The sequence below is a fragment of the Cupriavidus pauculus genome (genome assembly GCF_008801835.1).
Classification (GTDB): Bacteria; Pseudomonadota; Gammaproteobacteria; order Burkholderiales; family Burkholderiaceae; genus Cupriavidus; species Cupriavidus pauculus.
Genome location: NZ_VZOW01000015.1, coordinates 94,633 through 117,421, shown reverse-complemented (window position 1 = coordinate 117,421; position 22,789 = coordinate 94,633). Strand labels below are relative to the sequence as shown.

Below are 22,789 nucleotides of genomic sequence, written 5' to 3'. Positions count from 1 at the left end.
GGGGAGGCGGTGGACGGGGTGACCGTTCGGGTTGGCCTTGCGGCGCGCCCTGCGGGCACCCCGTGCCGCCTGATGCGCGGGGTCACGCTCGGTGTCAGCCCTTGCCTTCCTCCTGTGAGGGGGCGGGGCCAGCATTTTTGATGTCACGCTCCACGCGCTCGATATCCTTTTTCACGCCGACCTTGTCGTGGAGCTGCAGGGCACGCTGCAGGTGGTCGAGTGCGAAGCGCCGGCATGACTGCTGTTGCGCCGCCGACGGCAGGCCGTCGACCTGAGCCAGCGCCACATAGCCCAGCGCCTTGTGGAGCTTGGCGCGCACTTCGTCGGGCATGTCTTGGCCTTCCACGAGCTGCGTCACCTCGGCCAGCGCTTCCGCGTCGACCGGCTGCCCGGCCTCGACCGCCTTGATGGCCATCGCGGCGTATTCCTCCGCGATCAGGCACGCCGTAGTGCGCTGGTACTGGTCGGGCATGACCAGGCCGTGGCGGATGCCGTAGCGCGCGAGGGGCAGGGCGCCGGCAAAATCGCCGACATCGATGTGCCAGACCATGACGGTCATGAACACTTCGTCCTGCACGCCCGTATCCGCGTCCAACGTGCCCTGCACCCAATCGGAGTACTCGGGCAGCATCTTGCGCTTAGCCTCGGCCTTGCGTTCGATGGACTGGATCTGTTTCAGGGCGCGCTTGTGCTCAGCGAGTTGCGCGAGCATCAGTTCGTGGCCGGTGGCATGACGCATCGGATTCGCCGCGGCCGAAGCCGCTGCCACGGAGGCCGCCGTCGCGCGCAGGAAATGCTTGCGGGCGGGGCTTGTCATTCCTGCACCACGATGTTTTCGGCCATAGCAGCGCAGGCCAGGTCTTCGATAACGTACGCGTCGTTGCTCGATTCGTAGTTCTCGATGCGGTCACGCTTGGCGTTGTCGAGGATCGTGCGACGACGTGCGCCCTCCTGCCAGTAGATGGACAGGTTGTCCAGGCGCGTGACCATCAGCGCATTCGGCGGAAAGTACGGCACGCGAACGGCCGGCAGGTTGCCGATACGCTTCTGGCTGATGATCATGTCCGCAGCGATCTTCTGGGTGGGGTCGCGGTCCTTGTTCAGCAGCGGGAAATACTTGTCGGCCAGCAACTGGCGGCCGCAGATCACCACGAGATCCGGATCTTCCGCGTACCACGGGGCGATGAGGTGGTTGACCACATCGAACACGAGGGCGTCGAGACTCGCATAGTCGCGGGTGGCGTCGGTGTCTTTGCCACCGACCACGATTTTGCCTTCGACCTTTCCGCCATTCATCACGCGCTCTTCAGCTTCCTCGCGCAAGTGTTGCAGCCAGCCCTTGTTGACATCCTGCAGCATCGGGTTGGCTGCCCGGTCGGACGTGGCAGCGCGGGCGATGCCGTTGAAGCCGATCATGATGCGATCGAGCGCCTGGCGGCGCAGGATCGCATCACGAATGCGCGTCTGGAAGTCGGGGAACTTCGCCCACGCGTCCAGGCGCTGGTAGGTAATGTGGGTGTCCGAGTTGGTCTGCTCGCAACGGTACTTGCGACCATCCAGCGTCGCAATGTCGCTGGTCTGCCGGTCCTTGACCGTCGTGTCGGTGGTGCCGGCCACCGGGCCGGACACGCCGAGGCCGATCTTCTCGCCTTCCTGCTCCAGCACGCCATGAACGTTGATCTGCTGGAGGAATTCACTCGATTCCTGCACCTTCGTTTCCAGCCGCTGCTGGACGCTCGGTTGCACGCTGAATTTGCGGTCAACGCGTTCAACGCCGTTCAGTTTGGCGATTTCGCCTTCGTACGCCGTGTACATCCGGCGGGTATCGTTACGCATAGAGTTGGCTCCGGGTATGGGTTATGGAGTCGCTGTCCGGGTGCCGGCTCAGCAGTCGGTCTTAATTGCGGCGTCGCCGCTGCCGCCCGTGGCCGGCGGTCTCTTCGTGAACGTCTCGGTGTTCTCCAGCTCCCTCTTTAGCGTGGAGAATTCCTTGCTGGCAGCGGACTGCTCTTCCTGCAGCTTGTCCACCTGCCCAGCCACCGTCTCGACGGCCTGCAGCACCTTGCTGAATTTGTCGCTCAGCGCCTTCACTTCGCCGGCCAGCGCCGTCACTGCTTCGCTCGCGTCGGCATGCTTCGCCTGGTTGGCGGCGTCGCTCTTGTCCTGACGGCCGAACATGCGCTTGATCGATTCGGTCAGGCTGGATGAATCCTTGCCCTTCTCGACGGGCTTTTCCTCGCCGAAGTCAAAGATGACTTCCACGGCCTCGGTGAACAGGTTCTGCGGATCCTGCTTGCGCTCGGCTAGCGGATTCACCTTGGCTTTGGCGCTGAAGGCCAGCATCTCGCAGCCGAGGCTTGCCGGGTTGTCGGTCACAGCCAGGCCGGTCAGATATGCCTCGCCAGTGTCGGCAAAGTCCGGATTCACCTCCATCGAGCAGAACACTTTCTGCCGGGCCTTGTTGAAGGCAATCAGTTCGGCAGTGGGGTCGAGTTGTGCGAACAGGCGCATCTTGCCGTCCTGCTCTTCGGCCTTCAGTGCCAGCACATCGCCGTATGCCTTGAAGAGGCCGGTTGGGTCGTACCCGCGAATGTGTTCCATGTTGATGCGCGCGCCATACGTGTTCGGGTCGTAGCTGGCGGCCATCTGCAGGATCATCTGACGGTCGATCACGCGCCCATCGCTGGTTGCGCCTTCGGTGGCGATGCGGAAAAACTTCGTGTTCTTGCCGGCCATGGATTCCTCTTCGATGGTGATTCGGTGTGGTGTGTTCGTGCTGCCATGTTCGGCGTGCCGCCACGCGCGGGCAATGCAATCGTGTTGTGCAGGCGGCAGTGACAACACGCGCCACGTGGCACGCGCGCGCGCGGACGGTAGCGTTGCGGCATGACTACGCTTCAGCCCATCACCTCGCTTTCGCTGGACCCCGAGATGGAGCCGCGTCGCATTGCGCGCGCGCTCTACTGGCAGGGCTATCGCGTGGCCCGCATCGCCGAGATGCTTGGCAAGAAGCCGTCCACGATTCACAGCTGGAAGCAGCGCGAACAGTGGGACCGGGCTGACGCCGTGACGCGCGTAGGTTCAAATCTCGAGACGCGCATGGCGCAGTTGATCGCGAAAGAGAACAAGGAGGGAAAGGACTTCAAGGAGATCGATCTGCTTGGGCGGCAGATCGAGCGACTAGCGCGTGTGCGCCGGTATGAGGACAGCGGCAACGAAGCGGACCTGAACCCGAAAGTCGCAAATCGAAACAAGGGACCACGGCGCGCCCCCGAGCGCAACGCGATCAGCGAAGAGGAACAGGAGCGACTCGTCGAGGCGTTCAAGGATTCAATGTTCGACTACCAGCGTGCCTGGTACGAAGCGGGTCTCACAGAGCGTATCCGCAATGTTCTGAAGAGCCGCCAGATCGGTGCCACGTGGTATTTCGCACGGGAGGCCTTCATTGATGCGTTGAGCACGGGGCGCAATCAGATTTTCTTGTCGGCCAGCAAGGCGCAGGCCCACGTTTTCAAGCAATACATCATCCAGTTCGCGAAGGATGCTGCCGGCGTGGAGCTGAAGGGCGAGCCGATGGTGTTGCCGAACGGCGCGACGCTGTATTTCCTCGGCACAAACGCACGCACCGCGCAGAGCTATCACGGCAACCTCTATCTGGACGAGTACTTCTGGATCCAGCGCTTCCAAGAGCTGCGCAAGGTGGCCTCCGGGATGGCCATCCACTCGAAGTGGCGGCAGACATATTTCTCGACGCCTTCGAGCCTTGCCCACGAAGCGTACCCGTTCTGGTCTGGCGCGCTGTTCAATCGCGGGCGGAAGAAGGAAGACCACATCCGCGTTGACGTCAGCCACGCGAACCTGCAGGACGGCCGGCGGTGCGCGGACGGTCAGTGGAAACAGATCGTCACGGTGGAAGACGCCATCGCCGGTGGCTGCAACCTGTTCGACCTCGACCAGTTGCGGCTGGAGTACAGCGACGCGGACTTCGAGAACTTGCTGATGTGCGGCTTCATCGATGACACGGCCTCTGTCTTCCCGCTGTCGATGCTCATGCGCGGCATGGTCGACAGCTGGGAGGTGTGGGAGGACTTCCGCCATTGGTCGCCCCGCCCTTTCGGTAATCGTGAGGTATGGGTGGGCTACGACCCGAACGGCGGCGGTGGCGACAGTGCCGCGCTGGTGGTCGTGGCGCCCCCGCTCGTACCGGGCGGAAAGTTCCGCGTGCTGGAGAAACACCAATTCCGCGGCATCGACTACGAAGAGCAGGCAACCGCCATCAAGCGCGTCACCGAGCGCTACAACGTGGCATACATCGGCATCGATCGCACCGGCATCGGCGATGCCGTCTATCAGCTCGTGATCAAGTTCCGGCCCGATGCTGAGGGCTTCACCTACTCGGTCGATGTGAAGACCGGCCTCGTGCTGAAGGCCCACGACGTGATCAGCAAAGGGCGCCTGGAGTTCGACGCCGGGTGGACCGACTTCGCTGCCTCGTTCATGTCGATCCGCAAGACCACCACTGCGGCTGGCGGCCGCGTCACGTACCAGGCCGGCCGATCCGAAGAAACAAGCCACGCGGACCTCGCGTGGGCATGCATGCACGCCATCGCACACGAACCACTCGAAGGCGTCACTACCACCAATACCAGCATCATGGAGCTGTCATGACCCGTAAGAAAAGAGGCCGCGCGCCGGACGTGATCAAGCACGCCGCGCCACCGGTCACAACGGCCCCTGCGTCGGCGACGATGGAGGCGTTCTCCTTTGGCGATCCCGTTGCCGTGCTCGACCGTCGCGAGCTGCTCGACTACATCGAGTGCCAGCGCGTCGGCGAATGGTTCGAGCCGCCGATGCCGTGGGACGGGCTGGCGCGCACGTTTCGCGCGGCCGTCCATAACAGCTCGCCCATCTACGTGAAACGCAACATCCTCGTGTCGACATTCATCCCGCACAAGCTGCTGTCGCGCACTTCGTTTGCGCGCTGGGTGCAGGACTTCCTTGTATTCGGCAACGGGTATCTGGAGCGCCGCGACAATGCGCTAGGGCGTCCGACGGCATTGGAGCCGGCGCTTGCAAAGTACATGCGGCGCGGCACGGACCTCGCGCGGTATTTCTTTGTGCAGAACTGGCAGGACAAGCACGAATTCAAACCGGGCAGCATCTTTCATCTGATGGAGCCCGACATCAACCAAGAGGTGTACGGCTTGCCCGAATACCTGTCGGCGTTGAATGCGACCTGGCTGAATGAGTCGGCAACGTTGTTTCGCCGACGCTACTACAAGAACGGCAGTCACGCAGGTTTCATCCTGTACATGACCGACGCCGCGCAGAAACAGGAAGACGTCGACAACCTGCGCGAGGCGCTCAAGAACAGCAAGGGGCCCGGCAATTTCCGCAACCTGTTCATGTACGCGCCCAACGGCAAGAAGGAAGGCATTCAGCTGATCCCGGTGTCTGAAGTCGCGGCCAAGGACGAGTTCTGGAACATCAAGAACGTGACACGCGACGACCAGCTCGCCGCGCACCGCGTGCCGCCGCAGCTGATGGGCATCATTCCGAATAACACCGGAGGCTTCGGGGATGCGGAGAAGGCGGCATTGGTCTTCGCGCGAAACGAGGTAAAACCATTGCAGGATCGGCTGCAGGAAGTCAATTCCTGGCTGGGACAGGACGTGGTCCGGTTTGACCCCTATTCGCTACGTCTCTAAGCCGACTTGTTAGCTTGCGACTAGATTGCGTCGAGGTCATCGAAGTCGGCAAACGGGTTCGGCAATATACGCCGTGCCACAAAGTTGCCCACTACAGGAACGTCGCCGAAGACGTCCGCGAGCCGCCGCTTCACGGCGACGAAATGGGAACCTGCCGTGAGCATATCGTCAAACAAGAAGATGACGCCGGGGGGTTGTCCTGGACGGCCCACCGTCGCGTCAAATGTCAGATCTTCGTAAAGCTCGTCGGGTGTCGGACGATCCGCTGTCTCATGACTAGCAGCGTATCTCCCGCTAAACGAAAGACAGTCACGTATGTCAAGCGGCAACCCGGCTCTCTGCGCAATGTTCTGGACAACCTGTAGCATTCTCGGATCGTACAACGCGTGTGCTCGCGCCTTCGAGGGCGGAATCGGTATCAACGCAACGCGATGCGTCTCGTGTAAGTCGGTCCATTTCCAACTGCGCGCGAATGCATTCGCCGCATCTTGGATCGCCTCCTGTTTGTAGTGCCAATCCCACTGCCCCGCCCGATCCATCTTCTTCTTTAAATTGCTCATGAGCTTGTTTGTGGACGAGTAGTCCCACCTCTTGCCATCGGTGTGTTCATGCGGCGTGTACTCGCCCCAGAAATAGCACATCGAATCGGCCGGAAGATGATGATGATCTGGCTTCTCACGCTCGCCAATGACGGTGAGCCGGCTCGGCATGGGGGGCAGGGGCATGGTCAGGAAAGCGATTGAACGATATCGTTAAATTCGCGTACGCGAATCGCTCCTAGTTTCTCGAATTTCGCCGGCCATGTAATGGCAGAATTATGGAAGTTACTCTCAAGGATAAACAGCTTTCTGCCTTGGTTGAGCGCGGCCTGAGCTTGGATCAAGGTGCCTGACGTCTCGCTGGCTTCGACGATAATCGTAGCTTCCGTCAACGCAGACATGGTCTTGTTCCGCTCAGGAAAGAAAAATCGATTGCCTTTCCAAGTCTGGCTCATATAGCGCAAGACCGGCACTTGACTCACAACCAAGTAGTCCTCGGCGATGCGCCGCTGCAGATCGCCGTTTTCTTTCGGATACACCTCTGAGATGGGGGTACCGATCACGGCAATAGTACGGCCACCATATTTGATGGCTGTCTCGTGGGCTATGGTGTCCACCCCTTGAGCTAGCCCAGACACCACCGTGAAGTCATGTTCTACAAGCGCCTTTACGAGCTTTCGCGTGCGGGCGGCCCCCTCACTCGATACTTTGCGAGTGCCCACAACCGCTACGCGGCGCGGAGCCTCGGCAAGCTCCCAAGAACCAAGGTAATACAGCATCTCAACCGGCTCGACCGCGTCACGTAAGCGCGACGGATAGTCATGCGTACCGTGAATCCGGACGCCGAACCGCCTGATACCACTCTCGTTGAAATGCCTGACAACCTCAGCGGCCGTCCGCTCGGCAACGTCTATGTCCACCAAGTCGGAAGGCAGGCTACCCGGATGGGACTCGAAGAGTTGCGCGAGTTTCTTCGTGCTTGTATTCGGCTGTTGCCAGAGGTGCTCGTAGGCCCCAATTTCAGCAAGGGTATTTATGGGCTTGTTCGCGAGGAGTTCGGGCCACGTGTTCAAGTCATTCTCCATTAGATCCTGGTGGGGCAACGCCCCAGCGGGGACCGTCCATCACTGTACAAATATACAGCATCGCCGCTGCATTAGCAGGTGCCCGTATCGTGCCTGCCACGACGCCGTTCCACAAGGCCGAGGTGAGCAGTGGCATTAAGGTCATACGCCTCAACTGTCACGTTCGGCGCGCGGTGGAGACCCCGCCTCACCCGCCCGCTTCATCGAGTGGTTTTTATGCATCGACGCAACCGGCTGCGGGCCTCGCCAGCACGGGGGCCGCAGGCGATTTGCCCCGCGCATCCACTTACGCAGATTTACGCACCTGCCGCAGTGGTTCTGCACCCGTCCGCACCGGACGTCGCCAGCCTCTGCTGACTAGGCCCAGCAGCACCAACGAAAGCTATGGACCGGGGGCAGGTCGGGAAAAAGGTAACCTCGGTAATCCGCCCTAGAGAATGAAGCTAACCATCTGATTTATTTGAGCATTTTAGGTTACCTGCAAAAGGTAATCTGAGGTAACACAGAAGGTAACCTGCCGCTAAGTCATTGATTTTATTAGGGATGATGTACCGAGGAAGTTACCAAGACTAAAGGTAATCTGGTTACCCTAAAGTTACCCCAATGTTACCTTTGCACTGAAACCCGCAATGCCTTATCTGGCAACGCTTTCCGGTCGATTCCCGTCCACAGGTTACCGAAGTTACCTTTTTCCCGACACCCCACCGAATTTAGCCTTATCCTTGATTTATACTGTACATATATACAGCAGTAGATGGAAATGCTCATGCGCAGCCGGAAGCACACACCCGACGCCGTCACATGGACGCGCGAAGGCTGATTACCTTTCTGGCCAGCGGAACGATCCGCGCTATCCCGCGCCGTTGTCGGCCATCGAGCTGCGAGCGCTGTATCGGCGCAACCGGTCGCCCGAGGTGCGCGCGCTTCTGTGGGAAATAGCGCGGCTGCACAGCCATCGTCGGACGCGCAGATCAGCTGCTGTCGTGCTTCCCCCGCTGCTGTCGTGCTTCCCCGTCCGCCGGCACAGACGGCCACGGCACTGGACATCGTGATTGGCGCGCTGCGCCGCGAATTGGAGGAAGAGCCGTGCCTGGCGGAAGAACGCCGCCGGCGAGAAGAGAACGATTGATCGACCACACTGACCACGCAGGATCCGTGGGCGCTCAAGCGCGAGGCTAGGCGCCGCCGCAATAGCTAGCGACAGGGGGAAAGGATATGCACGAACTCAACGAAGCATCGGCTCTGGCGCGACGCATTGAGCCCATCCCCACAAGACAAAGGGGCCAGTCGCTCGCGCAACCAGCCCCTTGTACGCCTATGCCCAATCAAATCATGGCTGTTGGCCGGGCCCTAGCACGTGATGAGATGCGGGAAACGAAATGGTCTTGAAGTAGTTTTCTACATCGCGACCGATCTCTGTTTGAGTCTCCTTTCTTTGCGCGCATTTCTCAGCCCAATGCCGCCCTGGATGAAGCACATCCCATCGCGGACGAAGACCATTGTATCGACCGCTACCAGGGTCGTGATTACCGAAGCCATCAATCAGAGCGTTCCAAACGGGAGAGAACTTTGCGATTAGCAAGGACTCTCCGAGCGGAATCCAGATATCGTCAACGACGAGGAAGCGACAGTAAAAGTCCTCCACATTCAGATTCAGAGCCGCTTCGACGCTTTCGGCATGCTCCTTCAATCGATCAAACAACGCTCGGCTCCGCAACTCACCCACGCCCCCGCCTTTTCGGGCTCCTTTAGGAACGGCCTTGCCAACGTAGATTGGGGCTCTGAACTGGCCCTCCCTGTTCCGTTCCGCTAGCGGCGCGTACTCGGGAAAGTCGCCGGTGTAGTAAATCGCGTAGATGCCAACGCCAAAAAATGGCTTGAGCTCACCGAGCGGGCGGGCCTTCTGTTCTAGCATGGCTTCCGCCACGCTTGCACCGAGATTCTTCTTGTCGAGTGGGTTAAAGGGGATGATGTTGGAATCGGTCATGCAACGCCTCGCAGCATGTCCTGTCGGCGCACGATGGTTTCCATCTCGGCGCGAATTAAGTGTTCCGCGACGCTTCGCGCGACAATATGGCCGAGCGCAACAGGGACCGCGTTACCAAGCTGACGCATTGTCTCGGTCCACGATCCATGAAACACGAAACCATCTGGAAACGTTTGAATCCGAGCGGATTCCCGGACTGAGAAATACCGTACAGTACCATCGGGGTTCACCAACATATTCTCACCGCCTGGCACACCGTGGTCACCAGCCTTGAGGGTCTTGGCTGGAAGATCAAGGGGGCTGCCGGTGTGGCCCGGATATACCTTCGCTCCGGGCTGAAAACGGTGATCAGCATAGGCTGCCGCAGCTCGAGACTGCGGATGCGGGAGATCAGCGATCGCGTCCCTTACAGTCCGCCATGGCAGCGTATCCAAAGGGAGAAGCGAGGACGCCAGCTTTTTCACCCTCGATTCCAAGGATGAAGGCATCGTCGGGCGAGAGCGTCGAGAAATGTTATGCCGCTCCCAATATTCGCCCGTTACCCATTGATCGTACAGAAGGCGATCGTAACTATGAGTGGGACGAGGGAAGCCCCACTCTATGCCGAGATCTGAACGAAAACCGACAATGAAGACGCGCTCGCGCTTCTGCGGAATGCCATAGTCTGCGGCATTTACCAGTGTGGGATTGACGTTGTAGGTAAGCTTCTTTCCTTTCTGTCGGCCGCTCGACCGCTCTGCCTGAAGCCTCAGCAGATGGTCGAACCATGTTTCGCTACGCCGGCGCGGGCTCTCAGGAAACTCCAGCTGAAGCAAGATGTACTGGTAGTAATTCGCGAACGTGGAGCGTGTCAGCCCCTTCACGTTTTCCACGATGAAGGCCTTTGGCCTGAGTCTGCGGACAATATCGACTGTTGCCGGGAACATGTCGCGACTATCATCGTGCGCCTGGTGCTTACCGCCCATCGAGAATGGCTGGCACGGCGGCCCACCGGCGAGAAGGTCCACCTCCTCAGTAATTCCGCTCCAATCGAACTCGCGTACATCGCCCTCATGGAGCGGCCAGTTTTCAACGAGCGGATAACCTCGCTTTTGATTCTCACGAATCGTGTCGCAGGCCCACTTATCCCATTCGACCACGGCGAGCGGCTTGAATCCCGCGAGGCTAACGCCCATCGCGAGACCACCAGCACCTGCGTAGAGCTCAACGGCATTCATTCGTGACTCTCCGATCTCTCAAGAAATTCTCTAATTCGATAGGCTAGTGCCATTCGATCCTTCAACTCGCATTCCCACACAATAAGCACTTTCCAGCCGAGCAAGCCAAGTTCCCGCGCGTCGCGCTGGTCCCGTTCCCAGTTCGCCTGGAGCTTGGGCACCCAAAATTCAAGACGAGATTTGGGCAACCGCGCGAGCTTGCAGTTCTCGTGGCGATGCCAGAAACAGCCGTGTACGAAGATCGCCTTCCTTCGCCCCGGAAAAACCAGGTCAGGACGGCCGGGGAGGCGGGCGTCATGGAGTCGATATCGAAACCCCATGCCATGAACAAGCCGCCGAACGAGCATTTCAGGCTTGGTGTCCTTAGCCTTGATTCGTCCCATGCGCTCGCTTCGCTCGCGTGTCGTCAGAGAGTCCATATCCCCGCCTACCGGTGGCCGGCAACCTCGGCACAAACGGCGGAATTGTAACGCGCTGGAGGCAAGGCAGGTTGGACAAGGTGCCCGTAAGGAAGTCGCGCGGACGCCCGACTTGGCGCGGTGTGCCGGCATTGAAACGGGATGTGCCGTCAATGTGCCGGGTTGTGACAGGATTTAGGCTGCTTTGCGTTTCTTAACAGCCTGCAAAGCCTTGCCTGGCGTGACCCTCGAATCGGTAGCACGTTTTGAAAATCCTTGTGTCGGCGGTTCGATTCCGTCCCAGGCCACCACTTTCAAAGCCCAACCCTTCTCGGTTGGGCTTTTTCACATCTGTGCTTTCCCCACACTGTGCGGGGATTCTGCCGATTTTGCGTGTGCCACAGGCCATATCGCGCCGGCCAGAAAGCGCCCACCGACCCGCCAAGTTTGACTCTTTTTTGGTCTCTGTTCTCAAAAAATCGGCCAGAACTTCGCCAGCCGAGCGCACGCAGAAACCCTGTCGTGACAAGCGCTTGCCATTGATGCACCGCATCGGGTTCGACGCATGGACCACTTACTGCAATAGTCGAACCCGATGATTTCAGGGCAGCGATCGTCAGCCCTTGGGCGGGTGTGGATCGTTGCCGTAGCTGTTGCGCTCACGGATACGACCGTTCTCGCCATGAATCAACACCTCGCTGCGCTGGTTGATGGCGATGTCACGGGCGGCCCGCTCGGCCTCGGACTGGGTGCGGTGATGCGAGGTGTCTCGCTGATTGCCTGCGCCACGCACGGCCCAGCCGTCGTCGCGCTTCACTACATGTTGGTTTTTACCGGCCATTTCAAAATCCTTTCAAAGTTGGGTGGATGCTGGAAGTCGGGGTATTGGCTGCCGAGTCACCCCCTTTCCAAGATCAGGAAGTCAGGCTTGAGCCAGTAGTGCCCCTTGTCGTCCTTGTCGACAAAGGTGATGTAGACCTGCTTGTGGCGTTTGAAAATGTCTGCCGTCCGGAAGCTGGTGCCAGGCTCAAGGCCAAGCCCTTCGGCCATGTGCCGCTTGTGCACTTCGTCGCCATCGGCGTCCTCCAGGATCTTCAGGAAGAGATAGACCTGAGGTGAGAGGTCGATCGGCTCACCATTGATCAGCGCCACGCGCTGGGTGTGCATCAGTCGCAGGGACGTCTCCGTCGATTCCTGCACCGGTGCTGGACGGGTCAGATATGCCTCAAGGTTCTCGATCACCAGCCCGGATTTGCGGATGTGGGCAATGGCCCGCAGCGGCACCAACAGGCGATCGCCCAAGGCGGTACCGAGCAAGGACGCAGGCTCTCCCGCCGTGATGATCACCTCAGCGCCGGGCGCCACCAATTGCGCCAGCTTGGCTGCCACCTGATCGGACATCGCGCTCAGGCGACGTCCAAAGAAAACCGTGTGCCGCCGGCGTCGATGTTCGAACTCACCCAGCCGCCACAAGACGTTGTCCACGATCGGCTCGACGGCATAACGCGGGGCCAGCCCCAATCCTGCTGACAACCACCTGGCCAGCTTCTGGGGCTGCACCTGCCAAAAGTGCGCCTGTTGATTCGCCAGACCGACCCACCCGCATTCCGGGCAGTAGCCGCGATAGGGTGGCGACTCTGGCGCGTCGTGTGGCTGCGGCCGCATGGACTTCGTGCCGCACTCCGGGCAGAGGATGTCCATTGCACGCTCGCGGCTGATGGCGATGGCATCCAGGGCCAGCAGATGACCATAGAAACCGGGCCGACTCGAAAGCCAGACCGCGTCAGGAGAGATCAGCATGTCTTCACGCTCGAGCAGGCGGCAGATCTCGGCCAGCCCTTGGTCGTTCATGACCGCGACCACCTCATTCATGCATGACTCCTTCGGCTTCCTCCGCCAGCTTGGCCGTCGCGGGTGATTGCATGACACCCAGTGCGCGCAGCAGCGATTCCACCAGCCGGGCGTCAGCCTCTTCCATGTCCCGCAGATTGCTGATCCCGCTTTGCTTGAGATCGATGTGCAGCACACGGCTGGCTTTTCCCGGCTGCAGCGGCTCGAAGTACAGCGAGACCACGGCGTCGATGATGTTGAAGCCTTGTCCCATCAGGATGGGACTGATTTGCTGGGCAGCGAGACAGGCCAGCACATCGGGCGCGTCTTTCTCCCCCGGCGGCTTGATCTGGTAGTCGCAGATCGGGGGATGGATGGCCCGCACTTTCGCCTGTGACAAACGGATGCGCTCAACCCGGTGTGCCGCCAGGTCACATTCGCTGTCATCGAAAAGCTCGAAGCCATCCCGCAGACGATTCAGGAAAAACATCGGCTTCTCGACATCCGTGGGCTGCAGTACTTTCTTGAAGACATGCTTGCCGAGGTGCTCCAGCAAGGTCTGCTGTGTCTTGGCACCACCGGGCGCCAGCACATCAATCACACCGCTGGCCGGGTAGATGACGACATCCATCGCCATGGGTGGCCGGACGTCACGCCAGTGCGCCCGGTTGTCGTCGCCAAATTCCAGCTGACGCTGGGCGTTGTCCTCGATGAGGATGCCCAGTTGCACGCCACCATCCAGATGACGATCCAAGGTGTCGATCTGACAGGCGCGTGGCGTCCCCTTGCGCGGCGTGAATGCGGTGGCCAGTGCCACCTCGAGGGCGCGAATGTCTTCCTGGCCACGGAACAGCGCATCGACCGGCGGCACTTGCAAGCGTTTCCAGCCACGCTTGCCGATGCGCAGGCTGACGGCGTAGATGGCCTCGGCGGTGGCGAACAGATCGGGCCAGTTGGCCATGACCCACAAGGCGCGCTCGGCATCGCTGGAGAACTTCGTGAAATCCTCATGGATCGCCGAGTCCGGTGGGGCGGTGTTGCGCAGGGCATCGATCCCGCGTCCGTTGGCCAGGGCATGCACGCGCCGCAGTTCGGCATACACCGCCGCACCCTGGGCCGCAGGCAAGGCATCGATGATGTCGATGACGGTGCTGACCAGCTTGTCGCCGGCAAGCTCGCCGGGCAGTTCCAGCTTGCGAGACTGAAAGTAAAACGCCCAAGTCCGTGCAGGGATTTGGCGGATGAGTTGACGATAGTTGAAGGCGGCCATCTTGTTTTTCCTATTTGCTGGGCCGCCGTGCCGATGACTGCTTGTGTGCGCGAGAGGCCTGGGTTGGATACACTATTCTCAACACCGTATCGCACAACAAAGCAAAATGGTTTTGTTCGCTATATCGGGTGTTTGATGGAATTTAGCGGTGGATGATTGTGTTGTCAAGCCGGTGCGGATTCGTTCGAAATAACGTAATATCTCGGTCTGTGCAAAACGCTACCCGTCCCCTATTCGTGTGGGGCTGAGAGAACACAGGAGAAACCGTGGCAACCCCACTGGGTGACAAAATTCGCAGGTTGCGCCGTGAGCAGAAGTTGAGTCTCGACGCACTGGCCGCCGCAGCTGGCATGAGCAAGAGCTATCTGTGGGAGTTGGAGAACAACGACGATGCCAACCCCACCATGGAAAAACTGGCCAGCATCGCCGCTGTCCTGAACGTCACGCCCGAGTTCCTGGCCCACAACGAGCAGGCAGACCAGCCGGAGGATGCTTTCGACAAGGCGTTCTTCCGAAACTACAAGACGCTCAAACCCGAGACCAAGCATCAGCTCCTTGAGATCCTGAAGACCCTCAAGAAAACCCAAGGATGAGTGCCCCGCCCAACAAGCCGGCGCCTTGGGCCAACCGGCTGAACAAGCTCTTGGATCAGTTTCACGCCGTCCATGGTGGCGACCGTTTCCCGGTCGATGTAGAAGCGCTGATTCGGGAAGTGCCGGGCACGTTCCAGACTGGCGAGCCGATCACCATTCAGGGCGAGGCGATGGACCCGGAGTTCGAGGGGGCGCTGTTCAACCTGAATGCCGATGCGCCGGGCAAGGGCAACTGGGCCATTATCTACAACCAGGCGATCAGCTCACCGGGGCGAATCCGCTTCACGCTGGCACACGAGCTGGGGCATTACCTGGTGCATCGCCATCTGCAGACGTCTTTCAATTGCAGCGAGGTGGACACCACTCAGTGGGACAGCGACGAGCGCAAGATTGAGTTCGAGGCGAACACCTTTGCGTCCTACCTGCTGATGCCTGCGGATGATTACCGTCGGCAGATCCAGGGGGCGACCATCGATCTGGACGTGCTCGGCGCGTGTGCGGATCGGTATGGTGTGTCCATGACGTCGGCCATCCTCAAGTGGCTGGAGCTCACACCACAGCGTGCGGTGCTGGTCATGTCGCAGAACGGGGTCGTTCAGTGGGCTTGCGGCAGCGAGTCAGGCAAGTGGCTCTCCATGCATCTGAACAAGCGGCTGGCCAATGGTCAGCGACGGCCAGTGCCTGCCATGAGTGCGACCCGCTTGGACACCGACACCAAGGTCGATCGACTGGGCACTGCGATTGATGCGCGCATCTGGTTTGCGCAGGAGCCCGAGGGCATGGTGGCGCGGGAGATGCGCATTGCGTCTGATTTCTACCGTCAAACGATGACGCTGCTGGTCCTTCCGCCCGAGGTCAAGCCCTGGGAGCGCGACAAAACGGACGATGACGACGATGGCCTTGAAAACACCTTCGATCGGTTTGTGCGCAAAGGTCAGCCGCCAGTGCGCTGACGACATGCCAGCCGAGCTGACTGACTTTTGTCACCAGCACGCGACCTTCGGCAAACATTCGCCCTTGTTCGCAACTGCCCGCAACGGGCCGTAATTTCCTGCTCGGAATTCCTGTGGCTTGCCGGTGAAATGGTGGCAGTTTTTCATCACGAAAGCCTGCCATGTCACCCATCGAACACCACTCCAATCCCGCCCATCGCGATACCCGTGAGCATGGGCGCCCCCCTTGCCAGGAAATCGCGCAGTTGCTCGCCGCCAGCATTCTCCGCGCCCGCACGCGCATCCCAGCAGAAACCCAGTGTCAGCATGAAGCCACTACTAGCGACATTGCGCTTGGCTTTACTGGCCACCAGCGCGTTCATACGAACCCGTCTCAACAAGAAGGAGTTTCCGTATGACGACACACGCAAGTAAAGAAACGGTCGCTGCGCGCCTCGCGCAATTGCCCTACCTGCCGATGGAAAACCTCTGGGCGCTCTGGGATCAATATTTCGATCGCCGCCCTGGCCATCATCACCGCACCTGGCTGGAAAGCCGGCTGGCATACAAGATCCAGGAAGAGGCCTTCGGCGCGATGTCGCAATCGCTGAAGCGCCGTCTGGAAAAAATCGGTGAAACCGGCGAGGTACCCAACCAGAAGCGCAGAGCAGAAAACCAGCTCGCACCGGGCGCCACCCTGATCCGCGAGCACAACGGGATTGCCCATCAGGTCAAAGTCCTGGATGACGGGCGTTTCGAATACCAGGCCCGCGCCTACAAGAGCTTGTCCGGGGTGGCCAAGGCCATCACCGGCACCGCCTGGTCGGGACCGGCATTCTTCGGACTGCGCCAACCCGCGTCCAAGCGCCAGGGGGCCTTGGCATGAGAAAACCCACCCCCTATCCAAACACGCAAACACCTGCCACCACCCCCAAGCGGCGCTGTGCGGTCTACACCCGCAAGTCCTCCGATGAAGGCCTGGACATGGAATACAACAGCTTGGAGGCGCAGCGTGACGCCGGGCTTGCGTACGTTGCCAGTCAGCGCCACGAGGGCTGGATTGCCGTGGCCGATGGCTATGACGACGGTGGCTTCTCGGGCGGCAACATGGAGCGGCCCGCGCTGCGCCGATTGATGGCTGACATCGAGGACGGAAAGATCGACATCGTCGTGGTCTACAAGATCGACCGCCTGACGCGCAGCCTCCCGGATTTCGCGAGGCTGGTGGAAGTCTTTGATCGGCAAGGCGTCTCGTTCGTGTCTGTGACCCAGCAGTTCAACACCACGACGTCGATGGGGCGCCTGACGCTCAACATCCTCCTCTCCTTTGCCCAGTTCGAGCGTGAGGTCACGGGTGAACGCATCCGCGACAAGATTGCCGCCAGCAAGGCCAAGGGGATGTGGATGGGCGGCGTGCCGCCCTTGGGTTATGACGTCAAGGATCGCAAGCTGGTCGTCAACGAAAGGGAGGCGGCGCTGGTGCGCGAGATCTTCACCCGTTACGCCGAGCATGGATCGGCGGCGCGTCTGGTGCGCGAACTCCAGGTCGAAGGCCACACCACCAAGTCCTGGGAGACCCAGACCGGGAAGTTTCACCACGGTCGAATCATTGATCAGCAGTACCTGTTCAAGCTGCTGCGCAACCGTCTGTACCTGGGTGAGATCACGCACAAGGGCGAGGTCTTTAAAGGCCAACACCAGCCCATCATCTCGGCGGTGCAATGGGAGGCGGTCGACGCCATCATTGCACAACGCAAACGCAGCACGACCCGTGACCGGTACAACGAGACGCCGGCGCTGCTGGCGGGATTCCTCTATGCCCCCGACGGCCAGCGCATGCTGCCCACTTACACGCAGAAGAAAAACGGCAAGCGTTACCACTACTACGTCCCTTACCTGGAAAAGCGGCAGGCTGCCGGAGCATCACGTATTCCCGGACAGCGCAGCATGGGGCCGATGCCCGCCGCTGAAATCGAGTCGGCTGTGTTGATGCAGGTCCTGCGCGTATTGCAGGAACCCGAGATGATCATCCGCGTGTGGCGCGAAGTGCTGGCAATGCAGGAGCAACCCGGGCTCGACGAGGCCATGGTCGTGGTGGCCATGCGCCGCATCGGTGACATCTGGGCGCAGATGTTCCCGGTGGAACAGCATCGCATCATGCGGCTGCTGATTGAGCGTGTGCAACTGCACCCGAATGGTCTTGACATCGTCTGGCGTGAAGACGGATGGCACAGATTCCGGCGTGAACTGGCCCAGCCCCCCTTTGTGGTGGAGCAGAAAGAGGCGCCCGCCATGGGGCACCTCGGCCATGATGAAGAGGTGATGGCATGAGCCAATCCACCCCGCAACGTTGCAAGATCGAGATATCGGTGTCGGGTCCGTCGCGTGAATACCAGAGTCAGGGCTCGGCGGTGACCTTCGTCCCCTTGACCATCAAGCGCCGGCATACCCGCAAACTGTTGATCGCACCCCCTGGTCAGGAAGATGCCAAGGTCCGATCATCATTCGACTTGCCCATGATCCGCACGATCGGCAAGGCTTTCTACTGGCAAAAGCTGCTCGACAGCGGTGAGGTCGCCAATGCCACCGAACTGGCGCGGCAATTGAAGCTGGAGCCAGGCTGGGTCGCCGAGGTGCTGCGGCTCACGCGCCTCGCACCAGACATCGTGCAGGCCATTCTGGATGGGCGGCAGCCGCGCCACCTCAATCTTCACGCGATCCGGGGCCGGCAGGCGGACGTGCCCGTGGACTGGGATGAGCAGCGACGGTTGCTGGGGTTTCGGCCGATGGCCTGATCACGGCAGAACCCGGTCCTCTTCGCCTCACAACCCCTCATCGGTCTGCTTGCACCCACTGCAGGCATTTTTTTCACCCGAATGCTGGCACAGGCATCAATTGCCTGATCTGCCCACCGTCTTCGTCCACCTTGCCCACCGGTTTGCCCACCCCCTGAATTCCAAACTGCACTCACGTTTTCGCAATCACCTGAAAGGAGATCAACGTGAGTGTCAAACACCTGAATCAGCGCCAACTGGCTGAGCGCTGGAATGTCGCGGAGGCCACGCTCGAGCGCTGGCGATCGGCCGGTATCGGGCCGGTGTATCTGAAATTGCAGGGCCGCGTCCTCTACCGCGTCGAGGACATCGAGGAGTACGAGGCGAGGAGTCTGCACAGCAGCACATCGTCGCGTGTGATGGCGGGAGGTGTGGCATGAGCCAACGCCATCTGCCCCCGCAACAGCAGGATGTGCTGTCCATCCCGGCTACCGAGCTGGCCGCATTCGATGCCCGCAGCCTGTTCCAACTGAAGACGCTGGCCGCCGACCGCCTGGCCACTGCCAAGGCTGAAGTCGATCACATCGAACACGCCCTGAACTTGAAGTACGCCGAGCGCGCCAAGCACCTGCGCCTGGTCGCCGGCAAAGACAGCGGCGTCGTGCATTTCGACGACGGCGAAGTGCGCATCACGGCCGACCTGCCCAAGAAGGTCGAGTGGGATCAGGCGCTGCTGGCCAGTCTCGAAGCACGCATTGCTGCCAATGGCGACAACCCCCGCGAATTCATCGATGTCAGCTATCGCGTCTCAGAGACCAAGTTCTCTGCCTGGGCGAGCGCCCTGCGCGAGCAATTCATTCCCGCACGAACCGTGAAGGTGGGCAAGCCCAGCTTCCGTCTCGCCCTGCTTTCGGAGTAACGACCATGTTCAAAAACCTCATCGAATCCCTGCGCAAGAAAACCTTGTCCCTTTCGGACCTGCCGGAAACCATCCGCGTGCCGGGCCACGCCGGGCAGACCGAGATCGACCGCCTTCCGCTCGACCAAGCATCGGTCGATGACCTGGCCTTTGCCATCCAGGGGCTGGAAGCCCGCTCGTCTGAGATCTCCTGCCAGTTGCATTCCCTGCGCCGCCTGCATGACCTGGCGCGCGCCCGGGGTGCGCTCGGCACGGACAAGGTCATCGAGATTTTTGGTAGGGAGGTATGACATGAGCTTTCCCTTCATCACCGCCGAGCAGCGCTTGGCAGAAAAGCGTGGCTCCAAAGGCGTGATCCTTGGCCCCTCGGGTGTGGGCAAAACCACGCTGCTCAAAACCGCCGATGCGACCCGCACCCTGTTCATTGACCTGGAGGCCGGCGATCTGGCCGTGCTGGATTGGCCCGGCGACAGCGTGCGGCCACGCACCTGGCAGGAATGCCGCGATCTGGCCTGCTACATCGGTGGCCCGAATCCCGCGCTGCGCGACGACCAGTCCTACAGCCAGGCGCATTACGACCAAGTGTGTGCCTTGTATGGCGATCCCGCCATGCTAGCCAAGTACTCGCTGATCTTTGTGGACTCGATCACTGTTGCGGGGCGGCTGTGCCTCCAATGGGCCAAGGGGCAGCCACAGGCCTTCTCCGAAAAAACCGGCAAGCCTGACACGCGTGGTGCTTATGGCCTGCATGCCAGCGAACTGGTCGGGTGGCTCACCCAGTTGCAGCATGTCCGTGACAAGGACATCTGGCTGGTCGGGATCCTCGACGAAAAGCTCGATGACTTCAACCGCAAGGTGTTCAGCCCTCAGATCGAAGGCTCCAAAGCCGCGCTGGAACTGCCCGGCATTGTCGATCAGGTCATCTCGATGGTGGTGCTCAAGTCGGATGACGGCACCCCTTATCGGGCCTTCGTCTGCCAGCACATCAATCCCTGGGGCTACCCCGCCAAAGACCGTTCCGGACGACTGGAAGTCGTCGAGGAGCCGCATTTGGGCCGCCTCATTTCCAAGATCACCGCGCCGCGCGCGCAATAAGCAGGAGAGTATTCATGAACAGCTACAACCACAACGCCGCCTGGAATGACTTCAACGATGCCGAGGACCAGCGCGAGTACGCCCTGATCCCGCCAAAGACCCTGGCCAAGGTCATCATGGCCATTCGCCCGGGTGGGTATGACGATCCAAGCCAAGGCTGGACGGGCGGCTACGCGACCCGTTCCGACAAAACCGGCGCCATCTATCTCAACGCCAAGTTCACCATTCTGGAAGGACCGTTTGCCAAACGCGTGGTGTTCGGGCTGATTGGCCTGTCCAGTCCCAAGGGCCCGGAGTGGACCAACATCGGCCGCAGCTTCCTGCGCGCCATTCTGAACTCGGCACGAGGCATCCATCCGGCAGACAACTCGCCACAGGCGCAGAGTGCGCGCCGCATCAAGGGCTTTGCCGATCTGGATGGTGTGGAGTTTGTCGCCCGCATTGATGTCGAGAAGGATCAGAACGGCGACGACAAGAACGTGATCAAGGCCGCCATTCAACCGGATCACAAAGAGTATGCCGTGCTGATGGGGCAGCCTATGCGCACCCCAAGCCAAGCGCCTTCGGCTCCCACCGGTACGCCCCCTATGACATCGGCGCCGGCCGTTCCCACTCGTCCTGCCTGGGCGCAATAAGGAGGACTACCCATGATGCTGCGTCCTCGGCAGCGGGAATTCGTCACCCGCTGCGTCACGGCTCTCAAGGCCCATGGCAACACACTCGGTGTGGCGCCGACCGGTGCAGGCAAGACGATCTGCCTGTCCGGCACCGCCGGGGAGTTTCTTCAACATCCGGACGCCAAGGCCTGCATCTTGGCGCACCGCGACGAATTGACCGCGCAAAACCTGGCGAAGTTTGGCCGCGTCAATCCGCACGTCAGCACCTCGGTCTTCGATGCCCACCAGAAATCGTGGTCGGGTCAGGCCACCTTCGCCATGGTGCAAACCTTGGCACGCAACCTGGAGCAAATGCCCACGCTGGACATGCTGGTGATCGACGAGGCTCACCACTGCGCAGCCCCCACCTACCGGCAGGTCATCGACTCGGTCCTGGCCAAGAACCCGCATGCGCTGATTTACGGCGTGACTGCTACGCCCAATCGCGGGGATGGCAAGGGCCTGCGTGAGGTGTTCTCCAATGTCGCAGACCAGATCAGGTTGGGCGAGCTGATCCGCTCTGGGCATTTGGTGCCACCACGCACCTTCGTGGTCGATGTCGGAACGCGTGACGCACTCGACGGCGTTCGCAAACTGACCGATGACTACGACATGAATGCCGTGGCATCGATCATGAACACCACGCCGGTCAACGCAGCGGTGGTGCAGCACTGGCAGGCGCATGCCGCCCGACGCAAGACCATTGCATTCGCAGCCACCGTGGATCATGCCCATGCCGTCTGCCAGGCCTTCAAAGCGGCGGGGGTTCGGGCCGCTGTGGTTCATGGCGAGATGACACCAGCTGAGCGGCAGTTCACCCTGGCCTCATATGAGACCGGCGATGTCATGGTGCTGGTGAATGTGGCCGTGCTCACGGAAGGGTACGACCACACCCCGACCTCCTGCATCGTGCTGCTGCGGCCCAGTTCATACAAATCGACCCTGATCCAGATGGTCGGGCGCGGCCTGCGCGTGGTCGACCCCACTGAACACCCGGGCGTGATCAAGACGGATTGCGTGGTGCTGGACTTTGGCACCGCCTCCCTGCGCCATGGCAGTCTGGAGCAGGAAGTCGATCTGGACGGTTTCGCTGGTGACGGCGAGGCGCCGACCAAGCGCTGTCCTCAGTGTGATGCCGAAGTGCCGATGGCCAGTCGCGAGTGTCCGCTCTGTGGCCACAGCTTTGCCAAGGAGATCGAAGAGACGCGTCACCAGATCAGCGATTTTGTGATGACCGAAATCGATTTGCTCAAGCGCTCCAACTTTGCCTGGTGCGACCTCTTTGGCGATGACTGCGCGTTGCTGGCCACGGGCTTCAAGGCTTGGGCGGGAGTGTTCTTCCTGAGCGGACGTTGGTACGCAGTCGGCGGCGCTGAAAAACTCCCAGCCCGCTTGCTAGGCGCCGGCGAGCGCACGGTGTGCCTGGCCCAGGCCAATGACTGGCTCAACGATCAGGAAGTCGACGATGCCGCCCACAAGACCCGTCGCTGGCTGCAGGAGTCACCCACACCCGGGCAACTGCGCTACCTGCCTGCACCGTTGCGGGCGGATTTCAGCCTGACCCGCTATCAGGCTTCGGCGCTGCTGACCTTTCAGTTCAACAAGACGGCCATTCAGCGTCTGGTGACGGCGGCCAACGATGCGGTGATGGCCGAGTTTCGGGAGGTAGCGTGAGATGTGCCGTGTGCTCCCGCCAAGCCAAAGGCCTGGGGTATTTCAACCCGCGCTTGCGGCGCTCCGACCCCCGTCGCTACAACGACCGGTGGGTGTTCTGCTCCATGCGGTG

At 60.6% G+C, this 22,789-nt stretch carries 25 protein-coding genes; 13 read left to right on the top strand and 12 right to left on the bottom strand.

Annotated features, from left to right (window positions below; all coding sequences use genetic code 11):
• Positions 1-94: 94 nt before the first annotated feature.
• Genes F7R19_RS16925 through F7R19_RS16915 form a run of 3 tightly spaced genes read right to left on the bottom strand, consistent with a single transcriptional unit; the run spans position 95 to position 2,736 of the window.
• A complete protein-coding gene (locus F7R19_RS16925; protein WP_150981339.1) occupies positions 95-817 on the bottom strand; it encodes a phage terminase small subunit in 723 nt (240 codons plus the stop codon).
• Positions 814-1,836 (bottom strand): phage major capsid protein, P2 family, encoded by a 1,023-nt coding sequence (locus F7R19_RS16920; RefSeq protein ID WP_150981338.1) that lies wholly within the window; start codon positions 1,834-1,836, stop codon positions 814-816. The genes F7R19_RS16925 and F7R19_RS16920 overlap by 4 nt, the downstream gene beginning before the upstream one ends.
• A 48-nt stretch (positions 1,837-1,884) precedes the next feature.
• On the bottom strand, positions 1,885-2,736 hold the full coding sequence (locus F7R19_RS16915; protein ID WP_150981337.1) for a GPO family capsid scaffolding protein: 852 nt from the start codon (positions 2,734-2,736) through the stop codon (positions 1,885-1,887).
• 150 nt (positions 2,737-2,886) lie between these two features.
• Between F7R19_RS16915 and F7R19_RS16910 the strand changes: the two genes are divergently transcribed.
• Positions 2,887-4,668, top strand: a complete 1,782-nt coding sequence (locus tag F7R19_RS16910) for a terminase ATPase subunit family protein (protein WP_150981336.1) — start codon at positions 2,887-2,889, stop codon at positions 4,666-4,668.
• Positions 4,665-5,708 carry a phage portal protein gene (locus tag F7R19_RS16905; protein ID WP_150981335.1) on the top strand — a complete coding sequence of 348 codons (1,044 nt, stop codon included), beginning with the start codon at positions 4,665-4,667 and terminating at the stop codon, positions 5,706-5,708. The genes F7R19_RS16910 and F7R19_RS16905 overlap by 4 nt, the downstream gene beginning before the upstream one ends.
• A gap of 20 nt (positions 5,709-5,728) precedes the next feature.
• Here F7R19_RS16905 and F7R19_RS16900 read toward each other — a convergent pair whose 3' ends face one another.
• The 8 genes from F7R19_RS16900 to F7R19_RS16865 form a co-directional block, all read right to left on the bottom strand.
• Positions 5,729-6,433, bottom strand: a complete 705-nt coding sequence (locus tag F7R19_RS16900; RefSeq protein ID WP_150981334.1) for a hypothetical protein — start codon at positions 6,431-6,433, stop codon at positions 5,729-5,731.
• A 2-nt stretch (positions 6,434-6,435) separates the two neighbouring features.
• Positions 6,436-7,320: a DNA-processing protein DprA gene (locus tag F7R19_RS16895; RefSeq protein WP_150981333.1), complete on the bottom strand. Its 885-nt coding sequence runs from the start codon at positions 7,318-7,320 to the stop codon at positions 6,436-6,438.
• 1,342 nt (positions 7,321-8,662) lie between these two features.
• A complete protein-coding gene (locus F7R19_RS16890) occupies positions 8,663-9,319 on the bottom strand; it encodes an Eco29kI family restriction endonuclease (RefSeq protein ID WP_150981332.1) in 657 nt (218 codons plus the stop codon).
• On the bottom strand, positions 9,316-10,536 hold the full coding sequence (locus F7R19_RS16885) for a DNA cytosine methyltransferase (protein WP_150981331.1): 1,221 nt from the start codon (positions 10,534-10,536) through the stop codon (positions 9,316-9,318). The genes F7R19_RS16890 and F7R19_RS16885 overlap by 4 nt, the downstream gene beginning before the upstream one ends.
• Positions 10,533-10,955, bottom strand: coding sequence for a very short patch repair endonuclease (locus F7R19_RS16880; RefSeq protein ID WP_150981330.1), 423 nt, complete (start codon positions 10,953-10,955; stop codon positions 10,533-10,535). Before F7R19_RS16880 ends, F7R19_RS16885 begins: the two co-directional genes overlap by 4 nt.
• A gap of 595 nt (positions 10,956-11,550) precedes the next feature.
• Entirely contained in the window at positions 11,551-11,775 is a 225-nt protein-coding gene (locus tag F7R19_RS16875; RefSeq protein WP_043291593.1) for a DUF2188 domain-containing protein, read from the bottom strand.
• Positions 11,776-11,831: 56 nt separating this feature from the next.
• Entirely contained in the window at positions 11,832-12,806 is a 975-nt protein-coding gene (locus tag F7R19_RS16870) for a hypothetical protein (protein WP_150981329.1), read from the bottom strand.
• Positions 12,799-14,034 carry a hypothetical protein gene (locus F7R19_RS16865; protein WP_150981328.1) on the bottom strand — a complete coding sequence of 412 codons (1,236 nt, stop codon included), beginning with the start codon at positions 14,032-14,034 and terminating at the stop codon, positions 12,799-12,801. The genes F7R19_RS16870 and F7R19_RS16865 overlap by 8 nt, the downstream gene beginning before the upstream one ends.
• 266 nt (positions 14,035-14,300) lie before the next feature.
• Here F7R19_RS16865 and F7R19_RS16860 point away from each other — a divergent pair, with 266 nt between their 5' ends.
• Positions 14,301-14,627, top strand: a complete 327-nt coding sequence (locus F7R19_RS16860) for a helix-turn-helix domain-containing protein (RefSeq protein ID WP_011886422.1) — start codon at positions 14,301-14,303, stop codon at positions 14,625-14,627.
• Positions 14,624-15,580: an ImmA/IrrE family metallo-endopeptidase gene (locus F7R19_RS16855; protein ID WP_150981327.1), complete on the top strand. Its 957-nt coding sequence runs from the start codon at positions 14,624-14,626 to the stop codon at positions 15,578-15,580. The genes F7R19_RS16860 and F7R19_RS16855 overlap by 4 nt, the downstream gene beginning before the upstream one ends.
• Before the next feature lie 164 nt (positions 15,581-15,744).
• Here the strand turns inward: F7R19_RS16855 and F7R19_RS29780 are convergent, their stop codons facing one another.
• Positions 15,745-15,942, bottom strand: a complete 198-nt coding sequence (locus F7R19_RS29780) for a hypothetical protein (RefSeq protein WP_170292601.1) — start codon at positions 15,940-15,942, stop codon at positions 15,745-15,747.
• 32 nt (positions 15,943-15,974) lie between these two features.
• Between F7R19_RS29780 and F7R19_RS16845 the strand changes: the two genes are divergently transcribed.
• The 9 genes from F7R19_RS16845 to F7R19_RS16805 all read left to right on the top strand — a co-directional run bounded on the left by F7R19_RS16845 (position 15,975) and on the right by F7R19_RS16805 (position 22,677).
• A complete protein-coding gene (locus F7R19_RS16845) occupies positions 15,975-16,445 on the top strand; it encodes a DUF2924 domain-containing protein (protein WP_150981325.1) in 471 nt (156 codons plus the stop codon).
• A complete protein-coding gene (locus tag F7R19_RS16840; protein ID WP_150981324.1) occupies positions 16,442-17,890 on the top strand; it encodes a recombinase family protein in 1,449 nt (482 codons plus the stop codon). Before F7R19_RS16845 ends, F7R19_RS16840 begins: the two co-directional genes overlap by 4 nt.
• Positions 17,887-18,354, top strand: a complete 468-nt coding sequence (locus tag F7R19_RS16835; protein ID WP_150981323.1) for a hypothetical protein — start codon at positions 17,887-17,889, stop codon at positions 18,352-18,354. Before F7R19_RS16840 ends, F7R19_RS16835 begins: the two co-directional genes overlap by 4 nt.
• A 206-nt stretch (positions 18,355-18,560) precedes the next feature.
• Positions 18,561-18,773, top strand: a complete 213-nt coding sequence (locus tag F7R19_RS16830; RefSeq protein WP_011886417.1) for a helix-turn-helix domain-containing protein — start codon at positions 18,561-18,563, stop codon at positions 18,771-18,773.
• Positions 18,770-19,252, top strand: coding sequence for a hypothetical protein (locus F7R19_RS16825; RefSeq protein WP_150981322.1), 483 nt, complete (start codon positions 18,770-18,772; stop codon positions 19,250-19,252). Before F7R19_RS16830 ends, F7R19_RS16825 begins: the two co-directional genes overlap by 4 nt.
• Before the next feature lie 5 nt (positions 19,253-19,257).
• Entirely contained in the window at positions 19,258-19,542 is a 285-nt protein-coding gene (locus F7R19_RS16820; RefSeq protein ID WP_150981321.1) for a hypothetical protein, read from the top strand.
• A 1-nt stretch (position 19,543) separates the two neighbouring features.
• On the top strand, positions 19,544-20,347 hold the full coding sequence (locus tag F7R19_RS16815; RefSeq protein ID WP_011886414.1) for an ATP-binding protein: 804 nt from the start codon (positions 19,544-19,546) through the stop codon (positions 20,345-20,347).
• Between the two features lie 14 nt (positions 20,348-20,361).
• Entirely contained in the window at positions 20,362-20,982 is a 621-nt protein-coding gene (locus F7R19_RS16810; RefSeq protein ID WP_150981320.1) for a hypothetical protein, read from the top strand.
• 12 nt (positions 20,983-20,994) lie between these two features.
• On the top strand, positions 20,995-22,677 hold the full coding sequence (locus tag F7R19_RS16805; protein WP_150981319.1) for a DEAD/DEAH box helicase: 1,683 nt from the start codon (positions 20,995-20,997) through the stop codon (positions 22,675-22,677).
• Positions 22,678-22,789: the final 112 nt, after the last annotated feature.

Coding starts and splice junctions, on each gene's coding strand:
- F7R19_RS16925 (WP_150981339.1), bottom strand. CDS start 817: ATGACAAGCCCCGCCCGCAAGCATTTCCTGCGCGCGACGGCGGCCTCC.
- F7R19_RS16920 (WP_150981338.1), bottom strand. CDS start 1,836: ATGCGTAACGATACCCGCCGGATGTACACGGCGTACGAAGGCGAAATC.
- F7R19_RS16915 (WP_150981337.1), bottom strand. CDS start 2,736: ATGGCCGGCAAGAACACGAAGTTTTTCCGCATCGCCACCGAAGGCGCA.
- F7R19_RS16910 (WP_150981336.1), top strand. CDS start 2,887: ATGACTACGCTTCAGCCCATCACCTCGCTTTCGCTGGACCCCGAGATG.
- F7R19_RS16905 (WP_150981335.1), top strand. CDS start 4,665: ATGACCCGTAAGAAAAGAGGCCGCGCGCCGGACGTGATCAAGCACGCC.
- F7R19_RS16900 (WP_150981334.1), bottom strand. CDS start 6,433: ATGCCCCTGCCCCCCATGCCGAGCCGGCTCACCGTCATTGGCGAGCGT.
- F7R19_RS16890 (WP_150981332.1), bottom strand. CDS start 9,319: ATGACCGATTCCAACATCATCCCCTTTAACCCACTCGACAAGAAGAAT.
- F7R19_RS16885 (WP_150981331.1), bottom strand. CDS start 10,536: ATGAATGCCGTTGAGCTCTACGCAGGTGCTGGTGGTCTCGCGATGGGC.
- F7R19_RS16880 (WP_150981330.1), bottom strand. CDS start 10,955: ATGGACTCTCTGACGACACGCGAGCGAAGCGAGCGCATGGGACGAATC.
- F7R19_RS16875 (WP_043291593.1), bottom strand. CDS start 11,775: ATGGCCGGTAAAAACCAACATGTAGTGAAGCGCGACGACGGCTGGGCC.
- F7R19_RS16870 (WP_150981329.1), bottom strand. CDS start 12,806: ATGAATGAGGTGGTCGCGGTCATGAACGACCAAGGGCTGGCCGAGATC.
- F7R19_RS16865 (WP_150981328.1), bottom strand. CDS start 14,034: ATGGCCGCCTTCAACTATCGTCAACTCATCCGCCAAATCCCTGCACGG.
- F7R19_RS16855 (WP_150981327.1), top strand. CDS start 14,624: ATGAGTGCCCCGCCCAACAAGCCGGCGCCTTGGGCCAACCGGCTGAAC.
- F7R19_RS29780 (WP_170292601.1), bottom strand. CDS start 15,942: ATGAACGCGCTGGTGGCCAGTAAAGCCAAGCGCAATGTCGCTAGTAGT.
- F7R19_RS16845 (WP_150981325.1), top strand. CDS start 15,975: ATGACGACACACGCAAGTAAAGAAACGGTCGCTGCGCGCCTCGCGCAA.
- F7R19_RS16840 (WP_150981324.1), top strand. CDS start 16,442: ATGAGAAAACCCACCCCCTATCCAAACACGCAAACACCTGCCACCACC.
- F7R19_RS16835 (WP_150981323.1), top strand. CDS start 17,887: ATGAGCCAATCCACCCCGCAACGTTGCAAGATCGAGATATCGGTGTCG.
- F7R19_RS16825 (WP_150981322.1), top strand. CDS start 18,770: ATGAGCCAACGCCATCTGCCCCCGCAACAGCAGGATGTGCTGTCCATC.
- F7R19_RS16820 (WP_150981321.1), top strand. CDS start 19,258: ATGTTCAAAAACCTCATCGAATCCCTGCGCAAGAAAACCTTGTCCCTT.
- F7R19_RS16815 (WP_011886414.1), top strand. CDS start 19,544: ATGAGCTTTCCCTTCATCACCGCCGAGCAGCGCTTGGCAGAAAAGCGT.
- F7R19_RS16810 (WP_150981320.1), top strand. CDS start 20,362: ATGAACAGCTACAACCACAACGCCGCCTGGAATGACTTCAACGATGCC.
- F7R19_RS16805 (WP_150981319.1), top strand. CDS start 20,995: ATGATGCTGCGTCCTCGGCAGCGGGAATTCGTCACCCGCTGCGTCACG.